General features: G+C 52.2%; 18 protein-coding genes. 14 read left to right on the top strand and 4 right to left on the bottom strand.

What is annotated here, in order from left to right:
- Positions 1 to 23 precede the first annotated feature (23 nt).
- From BED41_RS14900 to BED41_RS14940, 9 genes are all read left to right on the top strand, one after another.
- Positions 24 to 1430, top strand: a complete 1407-nt coding sequence (locus BED41_RS14900) for a YfcC family protein (RefSeq protein WP_066748135.1) — start codon at positions 24 to 26, stop codon at positions 1428 to 1430.
- A gap of 27 nt (positions 1431 to 1457) precedes the next feature.
- Positions 1458 to 2609: a M20 family metallopeptidase gene (locus tag BED41_RS14905; RefSeq protein WP_066748138.1), complete on the top strand. Its 1152-nt coding sequence runs from the start codon at positions 1458 to 1460 to the stop codon at positions 2607 to 2609.
- 291 nt (positions 2610 to 2900) lie between these two features.
- On the top strand, positions 2901 to 3530 hold the full coding sequence (locus BED41_RS14910; RefSeq protein WP_066748141.1) for a cobalamin B12-binding domain-containing protein: 630 nt from the start codon (positions 2901 to 2903) through the stop codon (positions 3528 to 3530).
- A gap of 32 nt (positions 3531 to 3562) precedes the next feature.
- Complete coding sequence (locus BED41_RS14915) at positions 3563 to 4954, top strand: monomethylamine:corrinoid methyltransferase (protein ID WP_066748142.1); 1392 nt, start codon at positions 3563 to 3565, stop codon at positions 4952 to 4954.
- An 82-nt stretch (positions 4955 to 5036) separates the two neighbouring features.
- Complete coding sequence (locus BED41_RS14920) at positions 5037 to 6404, top strand: uroporphyrinogen decarboxylase family protein (RefSeq protein ID WP_066748143.1); 1368 nt, start codon at positions 5037 to 5039, stop codon at positions 6402 to 6404.
- 200 nt (positions 6405 to 6604) lie between these two features.
- Positions 6605 to 8152 carry a Na+/H+ antiporter NhaC gene (gene nhaC / locus BED41_RS14925; RefSeq protein ID WP_066748144.1) on the top strand — a complete coding sequence of 516 codons (1548 nt, stop codon included), beginning with the start codon at positions 6605 to 6607 and terminating at the stop codon, positions 8150 to 8152.
- Positions 8153 to 8318: 166 nt separating this feature from the next.
- Positions 8319 to 9665 (top strand): aminotransferase class III-fold pyridoxal phosphate-dependent enzyme, encoded by a 1347-nt coding sequence (locus BED41_RS14930; RefSeq protein WP_066748147.1) that lies wholly within the window; start codon positions 8319 to 8321, stop codon positions 9663 to 9665.
- Entirely contained in the window at positions 9665 to 11281 is a 1617-nt protein-coding gene (locus BED41_RS14935; protein ID WP_066748149.1) for an ASKHA domain-containing protein, read from the top strand. The genes BED41_RS14930 and BED41_RS14935 overlap by 1 nt, the downstream gene beginning before the upstream one ends.
- 21 nt (positions 11282 to 11302) lie before the next feature.
- A complete protein-coding gene (locus BED41_RS14940) occupies positions 11303 to 12073 on the top strand; it encodes a hypothetical protein (RefSeq protein ID WP_066748152.1) in 771 nt (256 codons plus the stop codon).
- Between the two features lie 89 nt (positions 12074 to 12162).
- On the opposite strand, the gene BED41_RS14945 is transcribed toward BED41_RS14940, so the two are convergent.
- The 4 genes from BED41_RS14945 to nhaC (BED41_RS14960) are packed head-to-tail and all read right to left on the bottom strand — an operon-like array spanning position 12163 to position 16955.
- Positions 12163 to 14355 (bottom strand): hypothetical protein, encoded by a 2193-nt coding sequence (locus tag BED41_RS14945; protein WP_066748154.1) that lies wholly within the window; start codon positions 14353 to 14355, stop codon positions 12163 to 12165.
- Between the two features lie 2 nt (positions 14356 to 14357).
- Positions 14358 to 14978 carry a molybdenum cofactor guanylyltransferase gene (gene mobA, locus BED41_RS14950; RefSeq protein WP_066748157.1) on the bottom strand — a complete coding sequence of 207 codons (621 nt, stop codon included), beginning with the start codon at positions 14976 to 14978 and terminating at the stop codon, positions 14358 to 14360.
- Positions 14975 to 15502: a molybdopterin-guanine dinucleotide biosynthesis protein B gene (gene mobB / locus BED41_RS14955; protein WP_066748159.1), complete on the bottom strand. Its 528-nt coding sequence runs from the start codon at positions 15500 to 15502 to the stop codon at positions 14975 to 14977. The genes mobA and mobB overlap by 4 nt, the downstream gene beginning before the upstream one ends.
- 25 nt (positions 15503 to 15527) lie before the next feature.
- Positions 15528 to 16955 (bottom strand): Na+/H+ antiporter NhaC, encoded by a 1428-nt coding sequence (gene nhaC / locus BED41_RS14960; protein ID WP_066748162.1) that lies wholly within the window; start codon positions 16953 to 16955, stop codon positions 15528 to 15530.
- 170 nt (positions 16956 to 17125) lie between these two features.
- Between nhaC (BED41_RS14960) and BED41_RS14965 the strand changes: the two genes are divergently transcribed.
- The 5 genes from BED41_RS14965 to BED41_RS14985 all read left to right on the top strand — a co-directional run bounded on the left by BED41_RS14965 (position 17126) and on the right by BED41_RS14985 (position 24285).
- Positions 17126 to 18940, top strand: coding sequence for a helix-turn-helix domain-containing protein (locus tag BED41_RS14965; protein WP_066748165.1), 1815 nt, complete (start codon positions 17126 to 17128; stop codon positions 18938 to 18940).
- Positions 18941 to 19013: 73 nt separating this feature from the next.
- Complete coding sequence (locus BED41_RS14970; protein WP_066748168.1) at positions 19014 to 20204, top strand: metal-dependent hydrolase family protein; 1191 nt, start codon at positions 19014 to 19016, stop codon at positions 20202 to 20204.
- 270 nt (positions 20205 to 20474) lie between these two features.
- A complete protein-coding gene (locus BED41_RS14975) occupies positions 20475 to 21701 on the top strand; it encodes an NAD(P)/FAD-dependent oxidoreductase (RefSeq protein WP_066748175.1) in 1227 nt (408 codons plus the stop codon).
- An 18-nt stretch (positions 21702 to 21719) separates the two neighbouring features.
- The gene (locus BED41_RS14980; protein ID WP_066748179.1) at positions 21720 to 22229 is read left to right on the top strand and encodes a 4Fe-4S dicluster domain-containing protein; all 510 of its coding nucleotides are present in this window, start codon (positions 21720 to 21722) and stop codon (positions 22227 to 22229) included.
- Positions 22219 to 24285 (top strand): molybdopterin-containing oxidoreductase family protein, encoded by a 2067-nt coding sequence (locus tag BED41_RS14985; RefSeq protein ID WP_066748182.1) that lies wholly within the window; start codon positions 22219 to 22221, stop codon positions 24283 to 24285. The genes BED41_RS14980 and BED41_RS14985 overlap by 11 nt, the downstream gene beginning before the upstream one ends.
- The last annotated feature ends 17 nt before the right edge of the window (positions 24286 to 24302 follow it).

A 24302-nucleotide genomic window follows, 5' to 3' on the forward strand; every position in this document is an offset into this window, starting at 1 on the left:
TTATGCTTGAAGGAGTGATTTAAGTGGAAGAAAAGAGTGCAAAAAGAAAGTTTTCCATGCCCAATACGTTTGTTGTAATTTCGATCTTTATTATGCTGGCTACGGCGCTCACCTGGCTGATCCCCTCGGGGAGCTTTGAGCGCGCCTTCGACGAAGCTACCGGCAGGACGCTGGTCGTGCCTGGAACTTTCAAACTGCTTCCGCACACGCCGGTCAGCCTGCCACAGATGGTCATGTCGATCTATGAGGGAATGGTAGACGCGGCGAACATCATCTTCTTCACCTTTTTCTCCTATGGTTTTATGGTGATGCTGATCAAGGTCGGCGCCTTCGACGCCGGCGTCGGCGCTATGATACGGAAGCTCAAAGACAAAGACCATTACGCGATGCCGCTGATCGCCATCATATTTTCACTGATGGGGGCGGCCTTTGGAATATATGAAGAGACGTACGGCTTCGTTCCGGTGGTGATGAGCCTTGGCGTCGCGCTGGGCTACGACCCCTTCTACGGCGCCATTACGGTCCTCGGAGGCATGGCGACGGGATACGCGGCGGCCTCGATCAACCCATACACCGTCGCCATCGCGCAGACCATCGGCGAACTGCCGCTGTTTTCCGGCATGGCCTTTCGCTGGATCTGCTATTTGTGTTTCATGTCGTTCTTCCTCACCTATATGTGCCGCTATGGCCGCATGGTAAAGGCCGACCCTACAAAAAGCTACGTCTACGGCGTAGAGTTCCCCTTTTTATCAACCTCCTCATCTTCCGAACTCGCGGGCAAGGATTTTAGTACAAGACATAAGATATCGCTGGTACTCTGCTTCTCAACCGTTTTCATCTTCGCCTACGGCGCGATCAAATACGGCTGGTACTTCTCGGAACTTTCAGCGATCTTTATCGTTATGATGTTCGTCATCGGCGCCGTCAACAAACAGAGTATCAACGAAACCTGCGAAGCCTTTGTCGACATCTCAAAGAACATCCTCTTCGCGGCCTTCGTCATCGGTCTATCCCGCGCCATCCTCGTCGTGCTGCAGAAGGGACAGATAATTGACACCGTCTGTTATTATTTCTCCAACAGCCTCAGCGACATGCCTAAGGTCGTCGCGGCGGAGGCCATGTTCGGATTCCAGACGCTGCTGAATCTGTTCATCCCCTCCGGCAGCGGTCAGGCCGTCACCTCGATGCCGCTCATGATACCGCTTGCCGACCTTCTGGGTATCAACCGCCAGATCGCCGTGCTGACCTTCCAGTTCGGAGACGGATTTTCCAACATCTTCTGGCCCACGGCCTGCGCCACACTCTGCGCCGTCTCAGGCGTTCCGATCAACCGGTGGTGGAAATTTTTCGCTCCCTACTGCCTTTATGTCACGATAATCGCGGTCGCGCTGATAGCGGTCGCAGTCTCGATAAATTACGGTCCCTTCTAAACGGGGATCTCAGGAGGTGTGTCTTAATTGAAAAACATTACCGAAATTTTGGAGACAAAGAAGGATTCTATCCTGGAATTGGAAAAATTCCTCTATAACAACCCGGAGATCGAGATGGAGGAATTCAAAGCGAAGGAAAAGTTTATTACGCTCCTGCGGCGGGAGAATTTCACAGTCGAAAGCGATATCGCGGGCCTGCCGACCGCCTTCGTAGCCCATAAGAGCAGCGGCGCGGGGCCAAGTATCGGGATCATGGCCGAATACGACGCCCTGCCGGGAATGGGACACGCCTGCGGGCATAACCTCATCGGCGCCATGGGCTTCGGAACCGCGGTCGTGCTGGCGGAAATGCTTGAAGAGCTGAATGGAAGCGTCTATCTCTTCGGAAGTCCGGCGGAGGAGACTGGCAGAGGTAAGCCCGGACTTTTACGGGAGGGCTGGCTCAAAAAGGCGGACGTGGCCATGATGGTGCATCCGATGAAATTTTCCGCCCTCACCTCCAACATGGTCAATCTTGAAGGTTACGACATCACCTTTCACGGACGCGCCTCGCACGCGGCGGGTTCGCCGGAAAACGGCGTCAACGCGCTTGATGCCGCGGTGATATTCTATAACTCCGTCGGCCTTTTAAGGCAGCAGACGCTCGATGGTTCGCGCGTGCACATGATAATCACAAACGGCGGCGCTGCGGTGAATATCATTCCCGATACGGCGGCGCTGCGCGTCGAGATACGCCACGAAAACCTCAACTATTTCCGTGGACTCGTGGATAAGGTCCTCGGTATCGCGCACGCGGCGGCACAGGCCGCCGGCTGTACGGTAGACATAGAGATGTTCGAACCGCCGATAGCCTGCATGAAAAACAACGGGGTGATGATAGAGCTCTTCAAAAAACATCTGCACGAGGTTGGTATTACGGAATATGTGGAGGAGTTCAGCACCGGCGGCTGTACCGATATGGGCAACGTGAGTCAGGAGGTCCCCTCCATTCACCCATTTATGAAGATGGTCCGCCCTGACTCTGATGAGCATACCCTAGAATTTTTAAAGGACGTCGACGAACCTTACGCGATAGAACAAATGTATAAGATCATCGAGTGCATGGCCGGAGTTGGCGCTGACATTCTCAAAGAACCGCGGCTGCTGCAGGAGATAAAAGACGATTTCGCAAAGGCATAGCGCATAGGATATAGGTCTATAAATATCGCGGCCCATCAAAAAGGGTACGGCTCTAAAAAAGCCGTACCCTTTTTACGGTGATATACGATAAGATCTGCCGTCTTTATACTCCGCTCAATAAAATAAATGTAAAACTTATCTGAGTGTTTTTTCATATTTTCAAAATCATTCAAGAATAGGTCGGAATAGTTTTTGCATCCCTTTTGCAGAGGGGTGGTATCTTGTACCCATCAAGTGAAATTCAAGTTGCAAACAAAAAAACTAAATCAAAGAAAGACGGAGGTAGTAACTATGTCAATAGCACAGGTTCGCCAGTATATGGTTGATGGTGATGGAGATGCGGCGGTCGCCCTTGTAAACGATTTACTCGCCAAAGGCACGGCTGCACAGGAGGTCATGAACGGTCTTACCGAAGAGATGGGCATACTCGGACAGAAGTTTGAAAACTTTGAAGTATTCCTTCCCGACCTGATGATCGCGGGCGACGCCTTTATGCAGATCATGTCCGTCCTGAAAGAACACCTTGTCGCCGCCACCGACGGCACCGCGGCCAAGACGGTGATCATCGGCACAGTCAAGGGCGACTATCACGACATAGGAAAGAACATCGTCGGCATAGTCCTCCAGGCCAACGGATTCAACGTCGTCGACCTCGGCGCGGATGTGGACCCTGTAGCGTACCTCGACGCGGCCCGCAAGGAAAAGGCCGACGTAGTCGGTCTCTCCGCCCTGATGACCACGACGATGCCCGGACAGGAAGAGTTCATCAAGCTCGTTAAGGATGCCGGAGAGAAGGGCAAGTACCTCGTCTGCGTAGGCGGAGCCCCGACCTCAGTCGAATGGGCCGAGCGCATCGGCGCCGACGTATGGTCCTTCGACGCCTTCGAGTGCGCGGCGAAACTTAAGAAGCTTCTCGGATAGTTTTTAATATCAGGATAATGGGGGAATAGACAATGTCAACATTCAGAATGTGGGAAGTATTCGCGAAGGCCGATGACGGCCCGTTCTACAAGGACCAGGGAGAGTGGATGATCAAGAGCTTCATCCCCAACATGAGAAGGGTCGTTAAAGAGCACAACATCAAGTACGACGGAAAGACGATCGTCAACCAGGACGACGACCTCGCCGACAGAGTATGGGAGGCCGCGAAGGACTTCTTCGTATCAGTCGGCGTGTATAACCAGGATACCCACCGCGTTATGAAGTTTACGGAGCGCGAAGTCAACGAAGTGCTCTACACAAAGCGCCCCAAGTATATGATCGGCGCCGGCCATGATCAGCGCTGGCTCCAGGTCCGCGCGGTAGAGGATAAGGAACGCCGTCCCTTCCACCTCTTCAGCCCCGACGCCAACTTCAGCACCGACATCCACAAGAAGGCCTGCATGGCTTACCTGAAGGAACCCCTTCTTGACGGTCTCTGCGCTCCTCTGCTTGAGGATTTCATGGGCCGCAAGGCGACCTCCCAGAGCCCGACCGAAGTGGCGGCGGCGATGGAGCACGCGATGAACCTCAGAGACGCCCAGCGCCTCGTCGGCAGACCCGACGTCTGGACGGTCTCCGTCGGCACCGCGGAATCGGCTCAGGCCCAGATCGCGGCGGGAAACCCCGTCTGGGGCGTACGCCAGTCACATCTCGACGGCCGCATGGTCTCCATCCTCACGGAGATGACGACCAACAACGCGATGCTCAACAAGTCGCTCCACTACCGTTCATACGGCAACGTATTCGGTAACCTCTGCGGCGCCATCTTCGGCGGACACGCGGGCGGCACCGAAGGCACGCTCGTCCTCCAGACGGCTTACAATATCGAAGGCGCGTGCCTCTACGGTTCATGCTGGGCGCTGAACTTCCCCTTCCATCTCAAGTGGCAGTCGACGACCACCAGAGAGCTCCTCTGGCTCCAGAGCGTACTGAGCCAGGCGATGTCACGCAACTCGAACCTCATCTTCCTCAACAACCTCTTCGCGAACGCCGGCCCCGGAACGGAGCAGCTTTACTGGGAGTGCGCGAACCACGCCATCGCCCTTGAATCCTCGGGCGGCAACCCGTGGGGCGCCGCGACCTGCCGCAACAAGTTCACCGACATGGCGACGCCGCTCGAATCACGCTTCTACCATGAGACCAATGAGGCCTCCTTCAAGATGCGTCTGAGCAGGGCAAAAGCGGAAGAGATCTGCCAGAAGATCATGGAGAAGTACGAGAAACTCATCCCCATCGACAACTACGGCAAGCATATCCAGGAAGTCTACGATATGGACCGTCTCGCGCCGCGTCAGGAATACCTTGACCAGTATGAGCGCATGAGGGACGAACTCAGCAAACTCGGCGTCGAATACGCCTATTAATAACACTGTCCGGCCGGATGAAGAGGCGCCCCAAGCGCCTCTTCATCTATAAACATTCAAATACTATGAACGGGGTGAATACATGAACGGAAAAGAGAGAGTTTTGAAGGCTCTGCGTTTTGAAGAGGTAGACCGCGTACCGTGGGTTCCCTTCACCGGCGTCCATGTGGCGAAGCTCGTAGACTCCAACGCCGAAGAGCTTTTAAAGAACGGAGATATTCTTGTAAAGGCCGTCAGCGCGGCCGCCGAACGTTATTATGCGGACGGCGTCTGCTCGGCATTTGACCTGCAGGCCGAGGCCGAAGTCCTCGGGTGCGCTCTGCACTGGAGCAAGAACAACCCGCCGGCGGTTACCGGGCACGTACTCGCGCAGGGCAAAACGCTGGAAGATCTGCCTGAGTTTACAAAGGATAAGGGCCGTCTGCCAATGTTCTTCGAGGCGACGAGAAAACTAGTGGAAAAAGTCGGCGACGAGAAGGCCGTCTTCGCACTCTGCTGCGGACCCTTTACGCTCGCGCTCCATCTGCGCGGCTCGGCCTTCATCATGGACATGATGAAAAAGCCGGACGAGGCCCATAAGGTTCTTGAATACTGCGCCGAGATCACGCGCCGTATGGGCGAGTGGTATATGGAGACCGGCGCGCATGTCGTGGCGGTCGTCGACCCGATGACAAGCCAGATCGCCCCGAAACACTTCGAGGCCTTCGTCACGCCCTACGTGAAACCCGTAATTGACGAGGTGCACGGCAAGGGCGGCATCGTCACGCTCTTCTGCTGCGGCAACGCGACAAAGAACATCGAACTCATGATGAAGAGCAAGCCCGACGCGATCGCCTTCGACGAACAGGTCGATCTTCAGTTCGTCAAGGACCTCGCCGATCAATATCACGTCTCCTTCGAAGGCAACATTCCGCTGACGACGACCCTGCTCTTCGGCTCTCCGCGCGAATGCGTCGCGGATATTAAGAAGAGGATAGAGATCGGCGGCCGCCGCGGATATATCCTCTCACCGGGCTGCGACCTGCCCTACGACACCCCGTTCTACAACCTTGAGGCCGTAGGCAAGTATGCCGCGACCGGCGAAGAGCCCTCGGAGACCTCCGGTTTCATGTCGCTCGAAGAGGCGCTCAACAGCGCCGAAGAGTCGGGAGACATATTCGAAGACGTGAAGATAGAGCCAGGCAAGGTATTCATCGAGATAGTCACCCTCGACTCGGAGGGCTGCGCTCCCTGCCAGTATATGTGCGAGGCTGTAAAGAACGTGGCCCCGATCTACGGAGACAAACTCTCCTGGCGCGAGTCGCTGATCAAGAGCGCCGCCGGCATCAAGCGCACGATGTCACTCGGCGTCTCAACGCTGCCGACGCTTCTTATCAACAACGAGGTCGTCTTCGACAACATTACGCCGACGGCGGACGCGCTTATCAAAGAGATAGACAAGAGACTGTAACCCACAGGAGGCGCCCTGCTTCGGCACGGGCGCCCTTTAAAGGCCGCGGTCACCCGGCCTTGGCCTTCAAAACAGGCGTAAGCAGCAGGCGGTTCTTACGGGGGTATCCCGCCAGCTGGATGTTTTATTAACTTTTTTAATATATTGCAGTAAAAGCACCAGAACCAAAAACCAGAAACAGAAGCGGAGGAATAAGAAATATGGAAAGCAGCACAAAAAGACCGTCCTTCCCCGTCGCCCTGGGGACCTTCATCTGTATCGCGGGAATCATAAGTTTTGGATTGCTCGGCCTCGGCCTTGACGCCCATGTGCCGATCGCGGTGGCCGCGGCGGTGGCGGCTCTCGTCGGCAAATTTATTGTAGGCATAACCTGGGAAGAGATGGAAATCTCCATCTGCAATGCCATATCTTCGTCGATCGGCGCCCTTCTCATCCTCATCGCGATCGGCATGCTCGTTGGTTCGTGGGTACAGGCCGGAGTTGTACCCGGTCTCATCTATTATGGATTCGACGTGCTCTCACCCGGCATTTTCCTCTTCGCCACGCTCATTATCTGCTCCATCGTATCGGTAGCCATCGGCGCCTCATGGGGAGTCGGCGGCACGATCGGCGTCGCCCTTATCGGCATCGCCGCCGGACTTGGCATCCCCGCCCCTCTCGCGGCCGGCGTAATAATCTCCGGCGCCTATTTCGGCGATAAGATGTCGCCCCTCTCCGATACGACGAATCTGGCCCCCGCGGTCTCAGGTTCTAACCTCTTCGACCATATCCGCGCGATGATGTGGACGACGATCCCCTCTTATCTCATCGTCGTCGTGATAACGATCGTCCTCGGATTCTCCTTCTCCGGCGGCGCAAACGGAGCCTTTGACGCAAGCCGTATCGAGGCGTTTCAGAAGATACTCTCGGCGGAATTCCAGATCAATCCTATCTTCGTGGCCCTGCCTCCAATTATCGTTCTCGGCCTGGTCATGATGAAATGCCCCGCGCTGCCCGGTATGATCGCTGGCGCCGCTGCGGCTTCGTGTATCGCCATGTTCCAGGGCAAGACCCTCGCCGAGGCGCTGGGCGCCATCCATTACGGATATGAGTCAACGATCGCCGCAAAGCTCTCGGAGACAAGCGTAGAGGCGCTGCCAGCCCTTATGAACGAGCTCGGCATCCACGGAGTCTCCGCGGATATGGCGCACGAGGTCAGCTCCATGGTCGTAGAACTCCTTAACAGAGGCGGACTGGACAGCATGATGTGGTCCCTCTCCCTAATTATGATCGCCCTGGTTCTCGGCGGCGTAATGGAGAGCTGCAACTACCTCACCGTCCTGCTCAACCCGCTGCTTTACAAGGTCCGCTCCGTCGGCGGCTTCGTAAGCCTCGTTGTCGCCTCCTGCTTCGTAAGCAACGTCTTCCTCGGGGACCAGTACCTCGCGATCGTCGTTCCCGGCCGTATGTTCAAATCCGCTGTCGCGAGAACCGACCTTTCGCCGCGTATGCTCTCGCGCACGCTGGAAGACTGCGGCACGCTCACGGCGGTCCTCATCCCCTGGACGGGATGCGGCGCCTTCCAGTCGAGCGCCTTGGGCGTTCCTACTCTGGCATACGCCCCATACTGCTTCCTCAACTATATCAACCCATTCGTCGCGATAGCCCTCTCCTATCTCGGCATAGGCAACTACTGGGGTAAGGACAAGGCTGACAAGGTCGAGAAGAGAACCGCGCTCGTATTCCCGAGGGAAGAAGTCGAAGCATAATATTTTTCGACATCAAGAGGGTGGAGGGGCAGTGCGCCCTTCCCCCTCTCTCCGTCATAGCCCGACCATTTCGAGGACGAAGCCTTTGCCCAGAAAAGCCTTCGTCCTCTATTTAAGTATCATCTTTACGAATTGACGGCTGGCCGTCAAAAGGAGGTCCCGCCCGATGAAAAATATCCAGAAATCCCTCGCCGTTGTGGCCCGTGATGAAAAGGCGATCTCGCCCTCGTCACGTTCGCCATATTATCCATTCGCCGCCGCCTCCGGAGCCGGAGCACTATTGAAAGACGCCGACGGCAACGAATACATTGACTTCTCGGCAGGCGCCGCCTCGCTGAACACCGGCACCTGCCATCCGCGCATCGTCGCCGCGATAAAAGAGCAGGCGGAAAAGCTGCTCTGTTACACCATCGGCTACATGTACGAAGAATCATCAGTGGAACTCGCCGAAAAACTGATCTCCATAACGCCGGGAGATTTTCCGAAAAAGGTCGCCTACGGACTCTCCGGCTCCGACGCCATAGACGGCGCGATAAAATTCGCGCGCAAATACACGGGACGCAGCGAAATCATAACTTTTCAGACGGCCTACCACGGCTGCACCTACGGAGCGCTGTCGGCCTCTGCAATCTGCCTCAACATGCGCCGCGGCATCGGCCCGATGCTGTCGGGCTTCCACCATTTCCCCTATCCGCATTGCAGCCGCTGTCCCTGGAAGGAAGAGCCCGCCACCTGCTCGCTCGCCTGCCTCAAAGAGATAAAAAAAGCCTTCTCGCTCTATCTGCCGCCGGAAGAGGTGGCGGCGGTAATCATCGAGCCGGTCGGAGGGGATATCGGCATCGTAGTCCCGCCGGCGCGTTATGTGCGGGCGCTCGCGGAGCTCTGCCGCGAACATGGGATACTCTTCGTCTCAGACGAAGTCCAGCAGGGCATGGGACGTACCGGCAAATGGTTCGCGATAGAACATTTTGGGATAGAGCCCGATATTATCGCGGTATCCAAGTCGCTCGCTTCGGGAATGCCGCTCAGCGCGCTCATCATGCGTTCGGAGATCGCCGATTCGCTCAAAGACCCGGGACATTGTTTCACTCTCGCGGCAAACGCAGTCTGCTGTAAAGCGGCGCTGGCGACAATTGAAGTCATAGAAGACGAGCGGCTTATAGAGAGAAGCACAAAACTCGGGAGAAACATATGCAGCCGGCTGAACGCCATGAAAAGAGAGAACCCTCTGCTCGGCGAGACGCGCAGCCTGGGGCTGACGATCGGGCAGGAAATAATAAAAGCGGACGGCGGCCCCGACAGGGACGCCTGCGCGAAAATATGCTACCGCTGCTGGGAAAAGGGGCTTATCCTGACATTTCTCAGCGACAACGTATTGAGAATCCAGCCGCCGCTCGTCATAAGCGACCAAGAAGCGGAAAAAGGGCTTAAAATAATAGAGGAATCCCTCGAGGATTACAAAAACGGAGCCATCAGCGACGAAGCGCTCCTATTCGCAAAGGGGTGGTCGTAGTGGGTGAGACAGACGAAAAGATCACAATAACCTTTATGCCAGACAATATAAGGGCCGAGGCGCACAGCGGCGAACTCGCGGCGGACGCCGCGTCGTCGGCAGGCGTCAGGATCGGACGGCACTGCGGCGGCGCGGGAGTCTGCGGCAAGTGCCGGGTAATGGCCGGAGAAGAGAACCCCTTCGCTCCGTTGACCAAGACCGAAGAAAACCTTCTGACGCCCGAGGAGATAGAAAAGGGCGTTCGGCTGTCGTGCTGTGCCAAAGTTATAAAAAACGGCACCATACATGTTGTGGATCGGGTAAAATCCGCGGGGCACAGTATCCTTGAGGGCTTTTCACGTAACATATCCGAATGGGCCCCGGACTGCGGCGGCTACGGGGTCGCTGTGGACATCGGCACAACCACCGTCGTATGCTATCTCCTGGCACTCTCCGGCAATGAGGTCGTCGACAGGATATCATTCCTAAACCCCCAGGTCGCCTTCGGAGACGACGTCATCTCAAGAATAGCATATTCTTCAAGCCAGCCGGAAGCGCTGGAACGTATCCAGAGAACGCTCACCGGCGAAATGGATAAAAACATCGGCACGATGGCCAAAAGAAACGGCATCTTCAAAGAAGATATAACCGAAATAATGATCGCGGCAAATACCGTTATGGAACATCTGTTCGCCGGCGTCTCGCCAAAGAGCATCGGCCACAGCCCTTACATGCCGGAATTCTTTCTGATGCCGCCCTTTAAGGCCTCCGCCGTCGGCATAAACATCAACGAAGCGGGCATCGTGAAGATGATACCAAACGTCGCGGGCTACGTGGGAGCGGACATCGTCGCGGGCGTCGCCGCCCTTGATATGGACCGGCAGAACAAAATAAGACTGCTCGTCGACATCGGCACCAACAACGAAATAGTGATCGGCGGCAGCGAAGGGATGTTCTGCTGCGCGACGGCCGCGGGACCGGCGCTGGAGGGGGCCAGGATACAATACGGCATGCGCGCCAGCGTCGGGGCGATAGACAAGGTCACCCTCGAAAACGGCCTCCTCAAATGTCAAACCATCGGCGGCGAAGCGCCGAAGGGGTTATGCGGCTCGGGACTCATCGACGCCATCGCCCTGCTGCTAAACGAAGGGATCATAAATGAAAGCGGGCGCTTCGAATACCCGGAAAAATGCCGCGACGAGCGCTTCATGACACGGCTCGGGCGCAGCGAAAGCGGCATGGTGCGCCTGCTCCTGACGGACGAAGAACATCCCGTCTACCTGACGCAGAAAGACATCCGCGAGGTACAGCTCGCCGTCGGCGCGGTGAAGGTGGGCGTCGAGGTGATGCTCGAACAGGTGGGAATCACTAAGGACAAGATCGCGGAGGTCTGTCTCGCTGGGGCGTTCGGCAACAACATAGACATTGAAAGCGCCGCGCGCGTCGGTCTGATACCGGACATCGAACGCTCCAAGATACACGGCGTAAAGAACACCTCGGGGCTCGGCGCCTGCCTCTCGCTCGCCTCCGAGAAATTTTACGAGAGGACAAAGGAGACCGCGCAGAAGATGTCATACGTCGAATTATCCTCCCTGCCTGATTTCCAGAAACGTTTCGTGAAGGCGATGTCCTTCTGATATTAGGCGGACGGTGATGTGATGAACGAGATGAAAAGCATAAAAATCTATCATTCCTCCTACGGCGAGAACGATTTCCATATTTCGGAGAGTGCCGGCATTGACGTAGACCTCTCCGCGCTGGAAAAATTTTACGCCTCCATGGGAGATAAACACCTGCGCTCACTCCTGAAATTCATCGACTACTGGAAGGACGAGGGGTATGAAAAATTTTTCAGCCCCCAGGCGGTCATGCGGGTGCTGCCCCTTGAAACCGCGGCCGACGCCTTCGGCACGGAGACCCTGTCGCTCAACGACTCGGTGGACAAGGTCGTCATGGCGGTATGGACCATCGGCGCGGAGCTCGAAAAAGAGGCGAGCGAGATGATGTCCTCCATAGGAAATCTTATGACCGGTTTTCTGCTTGACGTCGCCGGTTCGATCGCGCTTTACAACATGCACACGGAACTCATCACGTGGATCAAAGAAAATATCGCCGCCTCCGACGGCAAATTCATCAACGGCGAATTCTATCCCGGTATGGGAAGCATGAGGCAGGACCTCATGGAACGGGTCGTAACGCTCGGAGAGACGGAGCGCATGATCGGCGTCAGCGCCAGCGGCAACTCCCTTCTGCGCCCGAGAAAATCGCAGTGTTCCTTTACCGCCCTTGGAGCCCTCGAACACAAAATAGAGGTCAAAATGGAGCGCTGCCATCCGTGTACGGGAAAGAAGTGCCTCTACTACCAGCTCGGAGGCTGCCACATGATGACCGGCGGCTCGCAGGACGTCCCCGGCGATACAGGCAAATAACGACAAAAAGGCGGACTGTCACACTATAGTCCGCCTCTTTCCTTTTTTCGTTTTGTGCACTCATTTTTTGTATGAATACCAAATACTGCCTAACCCACAATAAATTCGGCCACATCTTTCATAATAGTATCTCCGTCATAGACGCTTACCAACCTGGGGCGGGCATACTCCGTGGCCCTTCGTTTATAGACAGCCGTATTGTACGGCACCCCCTTGCTTTCACTGTGGCGAAACGCGACAAAGCAGTCTCCAGTTTCGCTAAGTCGCACCTTGATACCGGCCTTGTCCACCGCGGTACATTCAATATATGTAATACCAAGCTGTTTAAGAAAATCTTCCAAATACCATCCCTCGTAGCGGTACATGACCAGATTGCCGTAACCAAATGGCGTGGTTTTATCCGCAATACCGCGCTTATCGATGAACAAATTCCTTTTAGGCCGACCGATCACGTCGCTATCATCGTAAAGGATCAGAGCGTCACCAGACAAAACTAAGGACTCAACCTCCCCAAGCGATTCCGGAATAACCGTGCGGTACCTTTTCAACTTGCTCGCATAGACCGTCCGGCGGATGCCCTGCGCGGAGACATCTACAAATCCTTTCTCCCTGTACAAAAATCTCACCGCCGCATCTTCACCAACATTCAGGACACGACCGCTCACATCCACCGCTTCAAACCGCGCGAGACACGGCGGCCTTACTCCTATCCGCATCCCGTCCAGGGCACCCCTCACCGCAGCCTCCTTGATGACAGAACCATCGTCACCTTCATTCAAGAGGATTAGCTTATACCCCTTAGGTGCTAATGTTGAGGCCCGCTCCCTTATTATTACCCCCATGACCCCTTTTACTGCCGCCTCGTTCGCAGACATCGCGTTTCTATAGACAGAGGGCAGTTCAAGCGAGCGAAAGGTCCCTTCGTTTTCATGATAACGGTCGGGACGGACAAAGCACTCCTTCTTTTCAAAGGCCAGAAGAGCTCTGTTATAACCGCGAAGATCGGATAACCTGTCAATATAGGTCGGCGTATCGGTATGATAGGCATCCTCTTCCATATATTGTATCTGCCAGTCCTCCGGCAGGGCAAGTCTTTTCCCTGTCTCATCACAGAGGCTGTCCATCATATCTGAGAGCAAAAGCCCGCGGCAATTCACTATCTTTTCCACTTGGTGGTCATCGTACTGATAGCGAACCTCGCTCAAAGCGTATCGATTACGCATCTCTTCCTGTGAAAAATAATAATAGTACCGCTGATCTTCCCTCTCAACGGCACAATAGAAAGAAGCGGAGGATATTTCCGCTTCCGTCCCCCAAGGCATCTTTACCGGCAAGGGACCGCCGGAAGAAATCCGGGGAGGCATATGCAGTGAGATAAAATCATCAAGAATTATTCCGTCCCCATAAAGCTTGAGATCCGTGTAGTTCTCTATTACAGCCTCTTTCGTCTCATATGCAGAATACCAGGTCAAAAGATATCTGCCCTTTTCAACGGGACCAAGCTGCGTCCGCTTACCCGCCGCATCCTTCGCATATACCTGTGAAAGCTCTGTATCGATACCATAACTGACAAGCAGCGTGTAAAGGTCGATCCCGTAACATCTATGAGAACCACCTGAACCACCGTCATATATCCTGCGCTCGCAGCCTTTCACAATAAGATCGGCAAGGCTTAGGGATATCCACAGCCTTTGTCCGAGATACAGCGTAAACGCCGGCGGGAGATCCACAGGTTGTATTCTGCATAGCCCGTGAACGAAAGAGCACTGGTTTATCTCCTCTCTATCTCGCTGTCCGAAAAAAAGTTTTGGGTATATTTTCCGGGCCTTCGAAGCAATTGTTGTTCCGCCCGCTGTTATTTGCATGCTTTCAAGCGCTATTATGGCCGGAGTCTCATCCTTATGTCCGTTTTTATCGAAAAAATAACGCCCGCTCAGAGGATGATCCACTACCGCCATGTAATTCGGCGCGGCAAAGACCAATCTTCCACACTTTTCCTCTTCGCTTAATCCGGCAAAATCAAGCAGTCTCTTCAAATCAAGGCCTCCGGCCAGATAATTATGCTCCGCCACCATGCCATGATCTTCGCGGGCGGAATATTTGCGCCAACGCCAGCACCGCCCCCATCTTGCGTCATTTTCTTTTTTACCGGCAAGTGAGAATAATTCTCTTCCCCCTATCATAAACAGGCGTTTGGAGTAGGTATGGATGGAACCTTCCTCTCCCATACCTGACTTTCTGCCTATTACCAATCCATTTAGCATCAAACCTGTGTCATTCATCGTCAGCTGAGCCCCTTTTCTCCGCAAAAAATATGCAGCCGCCTCTTATATCTGCGCGAACTATTTTCTTTTGCCGTACAAACGCTATCGGCATCTTCAGGGTAATTTATGTTGAAGAAGCAGTTTTCAGCCTCAAGATAATGAACCGGGATCATCTCATACATATCAAGGATACAATTACTATCCATAGAGAGCATCTTCTCCGCAAAAGGAAGACAATCTATATGGTATAGGGCACACAATGGTTCGATGATCCCGTTATGATATGGCAAAATTACTCGGCTGTCGCCGGAAACCGCATCGAAAAGCCTCTGAATGAAAATTTTTTCTATACTTGGCATATCACAGGCGGCAACAAAAATCCATTGGTTGCGCACAGCCGTAAGCCCTGCGTGAACTCCACCCAGCGGACCTCTGCAAGGATAAATATCCCGCACTTCGGTAACTCCGGCTATATCAAATTTACAGCCGCTGTCGCTTACTATAACGACTTCGTCGAACATATCCCCCCATCTGCGCAGAGAACGTTCCAAAAGCAGCTCATTATTTACCCTCAGCAGACTTTTGTCGCGGCCGAACCGACTGCTCCTGCCGCCAGCCAGGATAACCGCGGAGGCCTTCAATATACGCCTCCGCTGCGCCCCGCAATCATGAACGGATCGCGCCAAGCCATATCCAAAGCCAGCTCCGTCAGTCTGTCTGTATCCTCAAAACAGTTGATTACCGGAAGAGACCGGTAGCTTACCGCTGACGCGGCAAGCTTACCGGAAAATGCAAATGTGTTTGGAGTATATTTTGTATCCGCGTCAACAAACGAAGCTGCCGTTACTATTTTAGGAATATCAAGAGCGCCAAAGCCCTCCAGTATTACGATGTCATAGTCTATGCCAATCAGCAACTCTTCCAGCGATAGTTGTTTTTTTCGCACTATCGCCGTTATATCCGGACTTCTCAATATAGTGGCAACTGCCCCCGCCTCTCTGTGACGGGCGGTATCCGCCCCCGAATTCTCCACGGTAAGGTTTTTACAGGCGCTGTTCTTTATCGTCGCTACGTTGAAACCTTTAGTGGAATAGCTGCGGACCATTGCCTCCACGACAGTTGTCTTTCCCGTCTTTGAGAGGCCGCTGACTGCAAAGATATACATAACATACTCCAGATATCAGAAAAACCTATCTGTCCACCGGAGGCCTTTTACCTGAAAAGAACCTATTAGGCTGTCCCTGCCAGAAAATTGCCATTCCAAGATAGGCAAATATAATCGAAAGAAGCGGCGTCAAATAATTAAGAAACGCAAAAGGCGCGTAATCCCATGTCGCGACACCAAGCGTACCGGCGATAAAAGCCCCCATCGTCGTCCAGGGGATCATTGATCCCATACAGGTCGACCCCTCCTCGGTGAGACGGCTCAGCATCGCCGGTTTAAGCCCCTTCTCTTCAAAACATTTCTTATAGACCGTACCGTTAAGGATTATTCCCAGATAGACCTCCGCCATGGCCGCGGTCGATATGGTACTGGTGACGATCACGGTAAAGACTAAGGCACCGGCGCTGTGGATGCGCACCATCAGCCCGTTTATAAGCGTCTTCAGAAAACCGGCTTCTTCCAGCACCCCGCCAAGTGCCAGCGCAATGAAAGAGAGGGAAAAAGTCCACATCATGCTCTGGATCCCGCCGCGCATGAGTATCTTATCGACTAGCGGTATCCCACTGGCCGTACTGTAACCGTAATTCATAGCCGTCAGCACCTGAGCGATCGACATTCCCTGAAAAATCAACCCAACCAAAGATCCCGCGAGGGCGCCGATAAACATTGCCGCCGTTGCCGGAACCTTCATAAGGCTCAAACCAAGCAGGACAAAAAATGGCAGCATGACAAGAGGATTAAGATTGAAACTCTTTTCCAGCGTAGAGGTGATCAGATCTACATCTTTCAGATCAAGTTCACCTCCGGCATATTGCAGTCCCAATATGGTGTAGAGCACTATCGCAATCGTAAAGGCCGGCACGGTTGTATAAAGCATCGCTTTGATATGGTCGTAAAGATCCGCCCCTGCGGAGACAGAGGCAAGAACCGTCGTGTCAGAGATCGGAGACATCTTATCTCCGAATACCGCACCAGAGACTACAGCGCCAGCAACCCACGCAGGCGGCATACCCAACCCCATGCCCATACCCATCATCGCAACTCCCATCGTCCCCGCAGTCCCCCACGACGTTCCCGTACAGAGAGAGGTAAGCGAACAGAGAAGAAAGGCCATTGGTAGAAAAATAGATGGAGATATGACCTTAAGACCATAATACATCAAGGCTGGAACCGTCCCCGCAGATATCCAGGAACCGATTAACACTCCTATGAGTATAAAGATAAACATCGCAGGCAGGCCGCGTGTAACACCTCCGGCCATCGCATCTGAAAGTTTTCCAAAACCGATACCCTGCGACATTCCAATCAGGATTGTGGACAGCAAACCGAGGATCAATAATATGTGTAAATCAACATGAAAAACAAGTATTCCAACCATAAGGATTGCAATAATTGCTATCAGCGCTAAGAACGACGAACCAAAACTTGGAGCTTTGCATTCCGAACTCGACATTTACAATAACATCCTCTCTTAATAAAATGGATTACAACAGCGCATGCGCAATAGTCAACTATATCATGATATAATTTATTGTATTATCTGTACCTTTTATCCACAATGTGTGTATTTCCACATACAAAACATCTTATATGTGCAGGAGTATATAGGGAGGTAGTCATTCCATGAATAGAAATTTTGACCAATTCGTTACAAAAGCAACATCGCTGATTAAAAAGTTTGGTTCCGCTGATTTTTATCAGTGGGCCTTTTCCCTCCTTGTCGAGCAAATAACATGTATAAACGCAATCATGCTTTATCTTTACGACGACAAAAAAAATCTTTTACAAGTGGAACATGCTTTCGGTTTTGAACGCAACGTTCGTGGGATACATTCGTTCAATACCTCCGAGGGGATCTGCGGTAAAGTTTTTTCTTCAGGCAAAGGCGAGCTCATACTGGACCAGTATCAATTGAAATCTTTCGCACAAAACATAGAAGAGCTGGTAGATATCGTACATTTTGACGATGGTAACATCTCGCCGGTACCATCTTCTCTAATCGCCGTGCCGATTATGCTTGAAAATACGCCTGTTGGAGTTCTTGTTATTATGGATTTCTCTTCACAACATCTGCTTACGCTGCGGCATTTAAATTATGCTGAAAACGTCACAAAGATTATCGCGTTACACCGGCACTTTGAAAATATCAATATGGAGAACTACGATCTGCACGAAGAATTATCCCTTATAAAAAACGTATTGGAGCGTGACGGAGACATGCTTCTTTATGCTGGGGTCGTCTCATCCGCATTCAGCTCCATTTTTCTTAAGGGACAGGAATTTGACGAAATGCTCAAGCAGGCGTATTCATATACATCCTTTCCTATGGTACTTTATAATATATTCCTTGAGAAAATGAGCTGTACAGATGACACATACGACATAGAACTTCCCGAAAATACCATTGATATGATACAGCCACACGGACTTCTCAAAAAAGAATGGCGATGCGTGACACAGCGTGGAAAATGCCTTTATTTGCTCCCTGTGCAATACGGCGGTACGATAAGGGGCATACTGGCCGTGTGCTCCCATCATAGCCAACTATCAATAAAGGAACGTGTTGTACTGGAGACACTATCTTTTTATCTGTCGTTTGTCTGGCTCAAAAAAGCGGCAGTCAACGAAAGAAACAAAAGTCTAAAAAGTGAATTGCTGACAGGAATACTCTCCGGCAAAAAAGACGACACACTTCTGACCAAGGCCAAGATACTCGGGCTCACGAAAAACGGAAAGTTTTTTGTCATACTTCTGGCGGTTCCAGATGTAGACAATCACCTCGACTACTGCGAAAAACAGGAGGGTGCGGAGCTGCTGCATACACTCGAAGACATCATGAAAGCTAGAACGCGGGGAATTATAATCGTGCCGGAATATAACGATATCTGCATAATAGCCTCCTGTAACGCGGAGAACTGCAGTAACAAACGTTATGCCAACATCGTTGCCAACGTCATAGAGGCTATAACGAAAGCCCGGCCGGATATCACCGTAAGCGGCAGCCGTGTCTATGAGACAATTTATAACGTACGCAAATGTTATTGGGAGGCCAACCAGTGCCTCACCATAATTCATAAGTACTTCATCCACCGCAAAAGTTTCAACTACCTTGATATGGGCGCGCTGCGTCTGCTGCTCACGCAGAGGAGAGAAGATATTGAGGCATATATGGAAGACATCCTGCGCCCCATCATCGAATATGACAAAAACAAAGGCACCGACTTGATCATGACGCTTTTTTATTACTCAAGGTTTAACAAGTCGGTGAGCTATGTGTCTAAAAAGCTCAATATACACACCAATACGCTTTATCAAAGAGTTAAGAAGATAGAAGAGCTGCTGGGATACAGCCTTGACGATCCTATGGACTGGTTTGACATACAAGCTGCCAGTATTATGTACGGCCTCATATATACGGACCTAATAACAAAGCTATAATTAAAAGCGAGCTTTTAAATTATTCGCGGCACTCCGATCTTGGTCGGAATAATATGGCTGGGGATGTGAGGCAATGAAAAGAAAACTTTTCTTAAATGCAATACTGATCGACGGCAATGGCGGGAAACCTATACACAACAGCGGAATGCTGGTGGAAGGCCATCATATCTTATCAGTCGGGGGCGCTGAAGATTTTTCACGGTGTGATGGCGATATAGAGATTTTCGACTGTTGTGGCAAGACAATCATGCCGGGAATGATAAACGGGCATGTACACATATTCATGGAACCGTACACATGGGACAGAGTAGCCTATCTCCAGAATCCGATCTCCTCCGTCTGTATAGAAATCATAAAAAATCTTGAAAAGACGCTGCACTCAGGAGTTACATATATCCGTGATCTCGGCGGCGTCTTCGATCTTGATATTCAGTTCCGTGAGTATGTCAATGACGGAAAGGTCCAGGGACCAGGAATGATCTGCGCGAGGCATCCTTTGACGATTACTGGAGGCCATGGCGCCGACTTTAGTCTCTGCTGCGACGGGCCACAGGAATTCATAAAAGGAGTCAGGGAACAGATCGCAGGCGGCGCCGATTTGATCAAGATCATGCCCACCGCTGGTTACTCCAGGCCAAAAATGAGAGTCAACCATAACATTATTGAGGATACGGTATATATGTCTTCCTCAGAGATAAAGGCTGCCGCCGATGAGGCACACAAAATGGGCAAGATCATCGCCGCGCACTGCTACGGTTTCGCCGGTATATATAATTCTGTGATGAATGGCGCCGACACTATAGAGCACGGCCAATTCCGCGCCCCATATAAAGACGAGGCGCGGACTCTGGCCGATGAGATGGCATTACGCGGTACATGGCTAGTACCTACGCTTTCTGCCTTTTTTAAAGAATACAACCGTTACGAAGTGGAAGAGAAATACACCTCCGTCATAGAATCTTTCCGCCTTTGCCACAAGGCCGGCGTAAAAATAGCGATGGGAACCGACGCCGGCGTACCATGGGTCGGACATGACAAAGCAGCGCTTGAGTTGGAACATATGACCCTCTACGGCATGAGCAGCATGGAGGCCATCTGTGCCTCGACGAAGAGCGCCGCGGAGATGCTCGGCATCATAAAAGAATACGGAACGCTTGAAAGCGGCAAATTCGCCGACTTTCTTATCCTCGACGGTAATCCTCTGGAAGATATTAAAGTATTGCAGGGGAAATTAAGGGTCTGCAAACACGGAACCCTTATCTGATCACAACCCCGCCTATGAATGTGAAAAATCACTATATGAAGAGGGTTAAAAAGTCCTATCGTACATTTTTTCTTCTGATTCCATGCTATACCACATTTTTTAGTTATGTGTAAACACACACTAAAAGCCTATAAAGGTTGTATTACATCATATATTCAGCAGAACGCCAACGCTGTTATAATTCAAAACATACGATATTTAGTCCACATCTATAGAACTAAAGTTTCTTTGACTATAGACTATTATTTGCTTCTGTAAGGGGTGATGCTATTGAAAACCATCATTATAGGAAATGGCGCGGCAGGTCTTTCGGCCGTCAGGTCTTTCAGAAAATATGATTCTGCGAGTCCAATAACGATCATTTCAAAAGAGGGCGGCGATGCCTATTCAAGAGTGCTTCTGCCCTATATCCTTCGCGGAAAGCTCCCCTACGATAAGCTGTTTCTGCCATACGCGAAAGAACTTAGAAGGTTGGGCGTGGAATATATCGAGGGCGAGGTCTTATCGCTGGATGAGAAGGCTGGAATCATATCTCTTACCGGAGAAGAGACACTGACCTACGACAATCTGCTCATCGCCAGCGGCTCCAGCGCTCTCTGGCCTCCGGTAAAAGGTATCGAACAGCCAGGCATATACCATCTCTGGACGAGACGTGATCTGGATTCGCTCATGGAAGAATTCAGGACAAAAAAAGAGGTCCTGATCATCGGCTCTGGTTTCGTATCTCTGCAGGCTGCATGGTCGGCTCGCTCTATCGGTCTCGGCGTCACGCTTGTGGAAATCGCCGACCGGCTGATGCCTCTCGTCCTTGACACTCGCGCCAGCGCGATAATGGCGGAGCAGATGGAACGGTTTGGCGTAGAAGTCCACACCTCTACAATAACTGAGGAGATCAAGAAAGACGGCGGTCGTTTCTTTATAAAGCTAAAGGATAAAGAGCCGGTAAAAGCCGATTTTATAATCGTGGGAGCTGGCGTGGGAGCTAATATTGGATTTCTCAAAGGCAGCGGCGTTGAGTACGGACGTACAATACCGGTGGACAGCCGCATGCGTACCAACATTTCCAATATATACGCGGCAGGAGATGCCGCCGCCGGCCCCTCAGCCTTCGGAGACGAGCATGTGACACACGCGCTGTGGCCAACCGCGGTGGAGATGGGCGCTGTTGCCGGAGCCAATATGGCCGGAAAAGATATCGCCTACGGCGGAAGCCTGAATATGAACGTCACGCAGATGTTCAATGTGACGGTGGCCTCGATGGGTAAGTTCAACGACGCCGATATCGACGATTCATACACCTACGACGCGGAGGCAGGACACGGTTATTGTAAGCTGTGCTATAAGAACGGCTTTATCGTAGGAATATGCCTTGTCGGGACATCGGAGGCTGTGAGTCTGTTTGGAAAACTGAGGCCTGTCATCCGCAAACATCTTTCAGTAAAGTGCCCTCCGGCAAAGATGGACACTTTCCTCAACGTAAGACTTTTCGAAAAATAAGTGGCTGGAGGTGCCGTTATGAAAGTAATAACAATGGATACATCAAAATGCGTAGGCTGCCGTAACTGCGAACTGGCCTGTGCCTTTGCTAATTCGAAAGAGACCTGTGAGCGCAAAGCCTCCATGATACGAGTAAACCATTATATTGAAGAGCACGCCGTTATCCCCATGACCTGTCTGCACTGCGAAGAGCCATGGTGTATGGCCGTCTGTCCCTCCGGCGCCATCATACGTGATCCGCAGAGCAACGCGGTCATAATTCAAAAAGAAAAATGCGCCGGCTGTAAAATGTGTATCCTTGCCTGCCCTTACGGCAATATACATTTCGACGCGGAACTCCAGGTAAGCCGCAAGTGCGACCTCTGCGGCGGAAAACCGCGCTGCGTCGGCCATTGTATCGCCGGAGCGCTTAACTTTGAGGAGATAGAGGATTATACAGACCGCTCAAGGAGAAGGACCGACCTGCAGCTCGCCAAACAGATGATACGTAAATGCGCCGGCAGGGAGGCGGCAAAGGATGCCAGATAGAAAAAGTGTCAACACTACCTGCCGCATGTGCGGCACCCTATGCGGCATAACCGCCCATATCGAAAACAACAGGGTCGTTGATATCGAAGGCAATCCTGAGCATCTATTCAGTAAAGGACGTACCTGTATAAAGGGAAGCTCCGCCGTCACCTGGCTCAACCGGCCAGACCGCATCTTCAAGCCGCTCAAACGCAATATGGCAGGAGAATTTGAGGAGATAGAGCTGGAGCGGGCGATGGATGAGATCGCCGCCAAACTGATCGAAATACAAAAAAAATATGGCGACAACGCAATCGGAATCTGGAAGGGCGAGGGAATAGATTTCGCGCAGCAGGAGAACCTAGCGCGCCGCTTCGCGCACGCGGTAGGAACACCAAATTATTTTTCCAATGACACACAATGCTACGCTTCGCGCCATATTGCTTTTCATCTCGTATACGGATGCTGGCCGCTGGCGGATTATGCCAACGCGGATCTGATAATCAACTGGGGAACTAACGCGCCGATATCACATTCACACTGGATGCAGGCCATCAACGAAGGACGGGAAAAGGGTGCCAAATTGATGGTCGTGGACACACGCTACACGGAGATAGCACGCCAGGCGGACCTCTACGTACAGATCCGTCCAGGCACCGACGGGGCGCTTGCGTGGGGAATCATCCGCGAAATGATAGAGCACGACGAAATTGACCATGACTTCGTCGATAATTTTACCGTTGGATACGATAAAGTCGTGGAATACGCGCAGGGCTTCTCCCGTGAGCGTGTTTCGCAGATAACCGGCGTATCTGAGTCTCTCATCTCAAGAATCACCGACGAGATCGCGCAGGCACGGCCGCGCCTTGCGAGCTGGGCCGGATGCGGGCTTGAGCATCAGATCAACGGCGTCAACAACATCAGGACGATAACGATGATAGACGCCCTCGCGGGAGCTACCGACCGTAAAGGAGGTATGAGGATCCCAATGGGTTTTGGCCTCCCCGAACTCACACTTTATAAAGAAAAACCGCTTACGGAGCTTGACCCAATCGGTGCCAAGCGTTTCCCCGTCCTATATGAGATGCGGCAGGAATGCCACACAGGCCTGCTGATGGACCAGATAATCAGCGAAAAACCTTATCCCTTCAAAGGACTTGTGATGACCGCTGCCAACCCGGCGCTGACGAACGCAAACTCGGCAAAGGTGCGCAAGGCCCTCTCAAAGCTGGAGCTTCTGGTGGTAAAGGATCTCTTTATAACCGAAACGGCGCTGCTTGCTGATTATGTAATCCCGGCGGCCTCCTATCTTGAGCGCGAGGAGATGTTCTTCAACGGGGCGTTGAGGGCCGCCTTCATTACGGGTAAATATCTTGACTACGGACTGCAGACTGAATATGAATTTGTCAAAGGACTCGCGGAACGGATGGGCGCCGGTGAATATTTCCCCTGGAAAGACGATCATGAGCTTAACGAATGGCTGCTGAAACCAACCGGATACACTACGGCGGATCTGCACACCGCGCCAGGAGGATTTATCTTCGGGGAGAACCCCTGCGAAAAGCATTTAAACAAACTAACAACGGGTGAGAAAAGATTTTTCGACACCCCAACCGGAAAGATAGAATTTTACAGCGCTCATCTGGAGGCAAAAAATATCCCCGGCATTGACGGACTGCCGCAATACCATCCACCGCACTACCTGGCGGAACCGGACCCGGATTATCCGATACTGTTATCCACGGGAGCACGTAAACAGAAATTTTTCCACGGAAGATACCGAAACATTCCCCAGCTCTATAAGGCGGAGCCACATGGACATCTGGAGATGCATCCCGAGGATGCTAAAACACTGGGATTAAAAGATGGAGACAGAGTACGCGTCACCTCCAGAATAGGAAGTTTCGAGACTCTCGCGCAGGTAATGCACGAGAAGGAGATCGTTAGGGGCACAATGCAGCACACACATGGATTTGCCGATGAAAATGTAAATGAAGTAACCTATGACGACGTCTCCGATCCCATCTCCGGCTTTCCGGTACTAAAATCTATCCAGGTGCGCGTAGAAAAACTTTAAGGCTATATCCGATATCA

The sequence above is a fragment of the Cloacibacillus porcorum genome, from assembly GCF_001701045.1.
In the GTDB taxonomy this organism is placed as follows: domain Bacteria; phylum Synergistota; class Synergistia; order Synergistales; family Synergistaceae; genus Cloacibacillus; species Cloacibacillus porcorum.

Bases quoted from the DNA above. Each gene is read 5' to 3' on its own strand.
- BED41_RS14915 (WP_066748142.1), top strand. From the start codon at position 3,563: ATGTCAACATTCAGAATGTGGGAAGTATTCGCGAAGGCCGATGACGGC.
- nhaC (WP_066748144.1), top strand. From the start codon at position 6,605: ATGGAAAGCAGCACAAAAAGACCGTCCTTCCCCGTCGCCCTGGGGACC.
- BED41_RS14920 (WP_066748143.1), top strand. From the start codon at position 5,037: ATGAACGGAAAAGAGAGAGTTTTGAAGGCTCTGCGTTTTGAAGAGGTA.
- mobB (WP_066748159.1), bottom strand. From the start codon at position 15,502: ATGTATATCTTTGCAGTCAGCGGCCTCTCAAAGACGGGAAAGACAACT.
- BED41_RS14965 (WP_066748165.1), top strand. From the start codon at position 17,126: ATGAATAGAAATTTTGACCAATTCGTTACAAAAGCAACATCGCTGATT.
- BED41_RS14910 (WP_066748141.1), top strand. From the start codon at position 2,901: ATGTCAATAGCACAGGTTCGCCAGTATATGGTTGATGGTGATGGAGAT.
- BED41_RS14980 (WP_066748179.1), top strand. From the start codon at position 21,720: ATGAAAGTAATAACAATGGATACATCAAAATGCGTAGGCTGCCGTAAC.
- nhaC (WP_066748162.1), bottom strand. From the start codon at position 16,955: ATGTCGAGTTCGGAATGCAAAGCTCCAAGTTTTGGTTCGTCGTTCTTA.
- BED41_RS14945 (WP_066748154.1), bottom strand. From the start codon at position 14,355: ATGAATGACACAGGTTTGATGCTAAATGGATTGGTAATAGGCAGAAAG.
- BED41_RS14930 (WP_066748147.1), top strand. From the start codon at position 8,319: ATGAAAAATATCCAGAAATCCCTCGCCGTTGTGGCCCGTGATGAAAAG.
- BED41_RS14985 (WP_066748182.1), top strand. From the start codon at position 22,219: ATGCCAGATAGAAAAAGTGTCAACACTACCTGCCGCATGTGCGGCACC.
- BED41_RS14940 (WP_066748152.1), top strand. From the start codon at position 11,303: ATGAACGAGATGAAAAGCATAAAAATCTATCATTCCTCCTACGGCGAG.
- BED41_RS14970 (WP_066748168.1), top strand. From the start codon at position 19,014: ATGAAAAGAAAACTTTTCTTAAATGCAATACTGATCGACGGCAATGGC.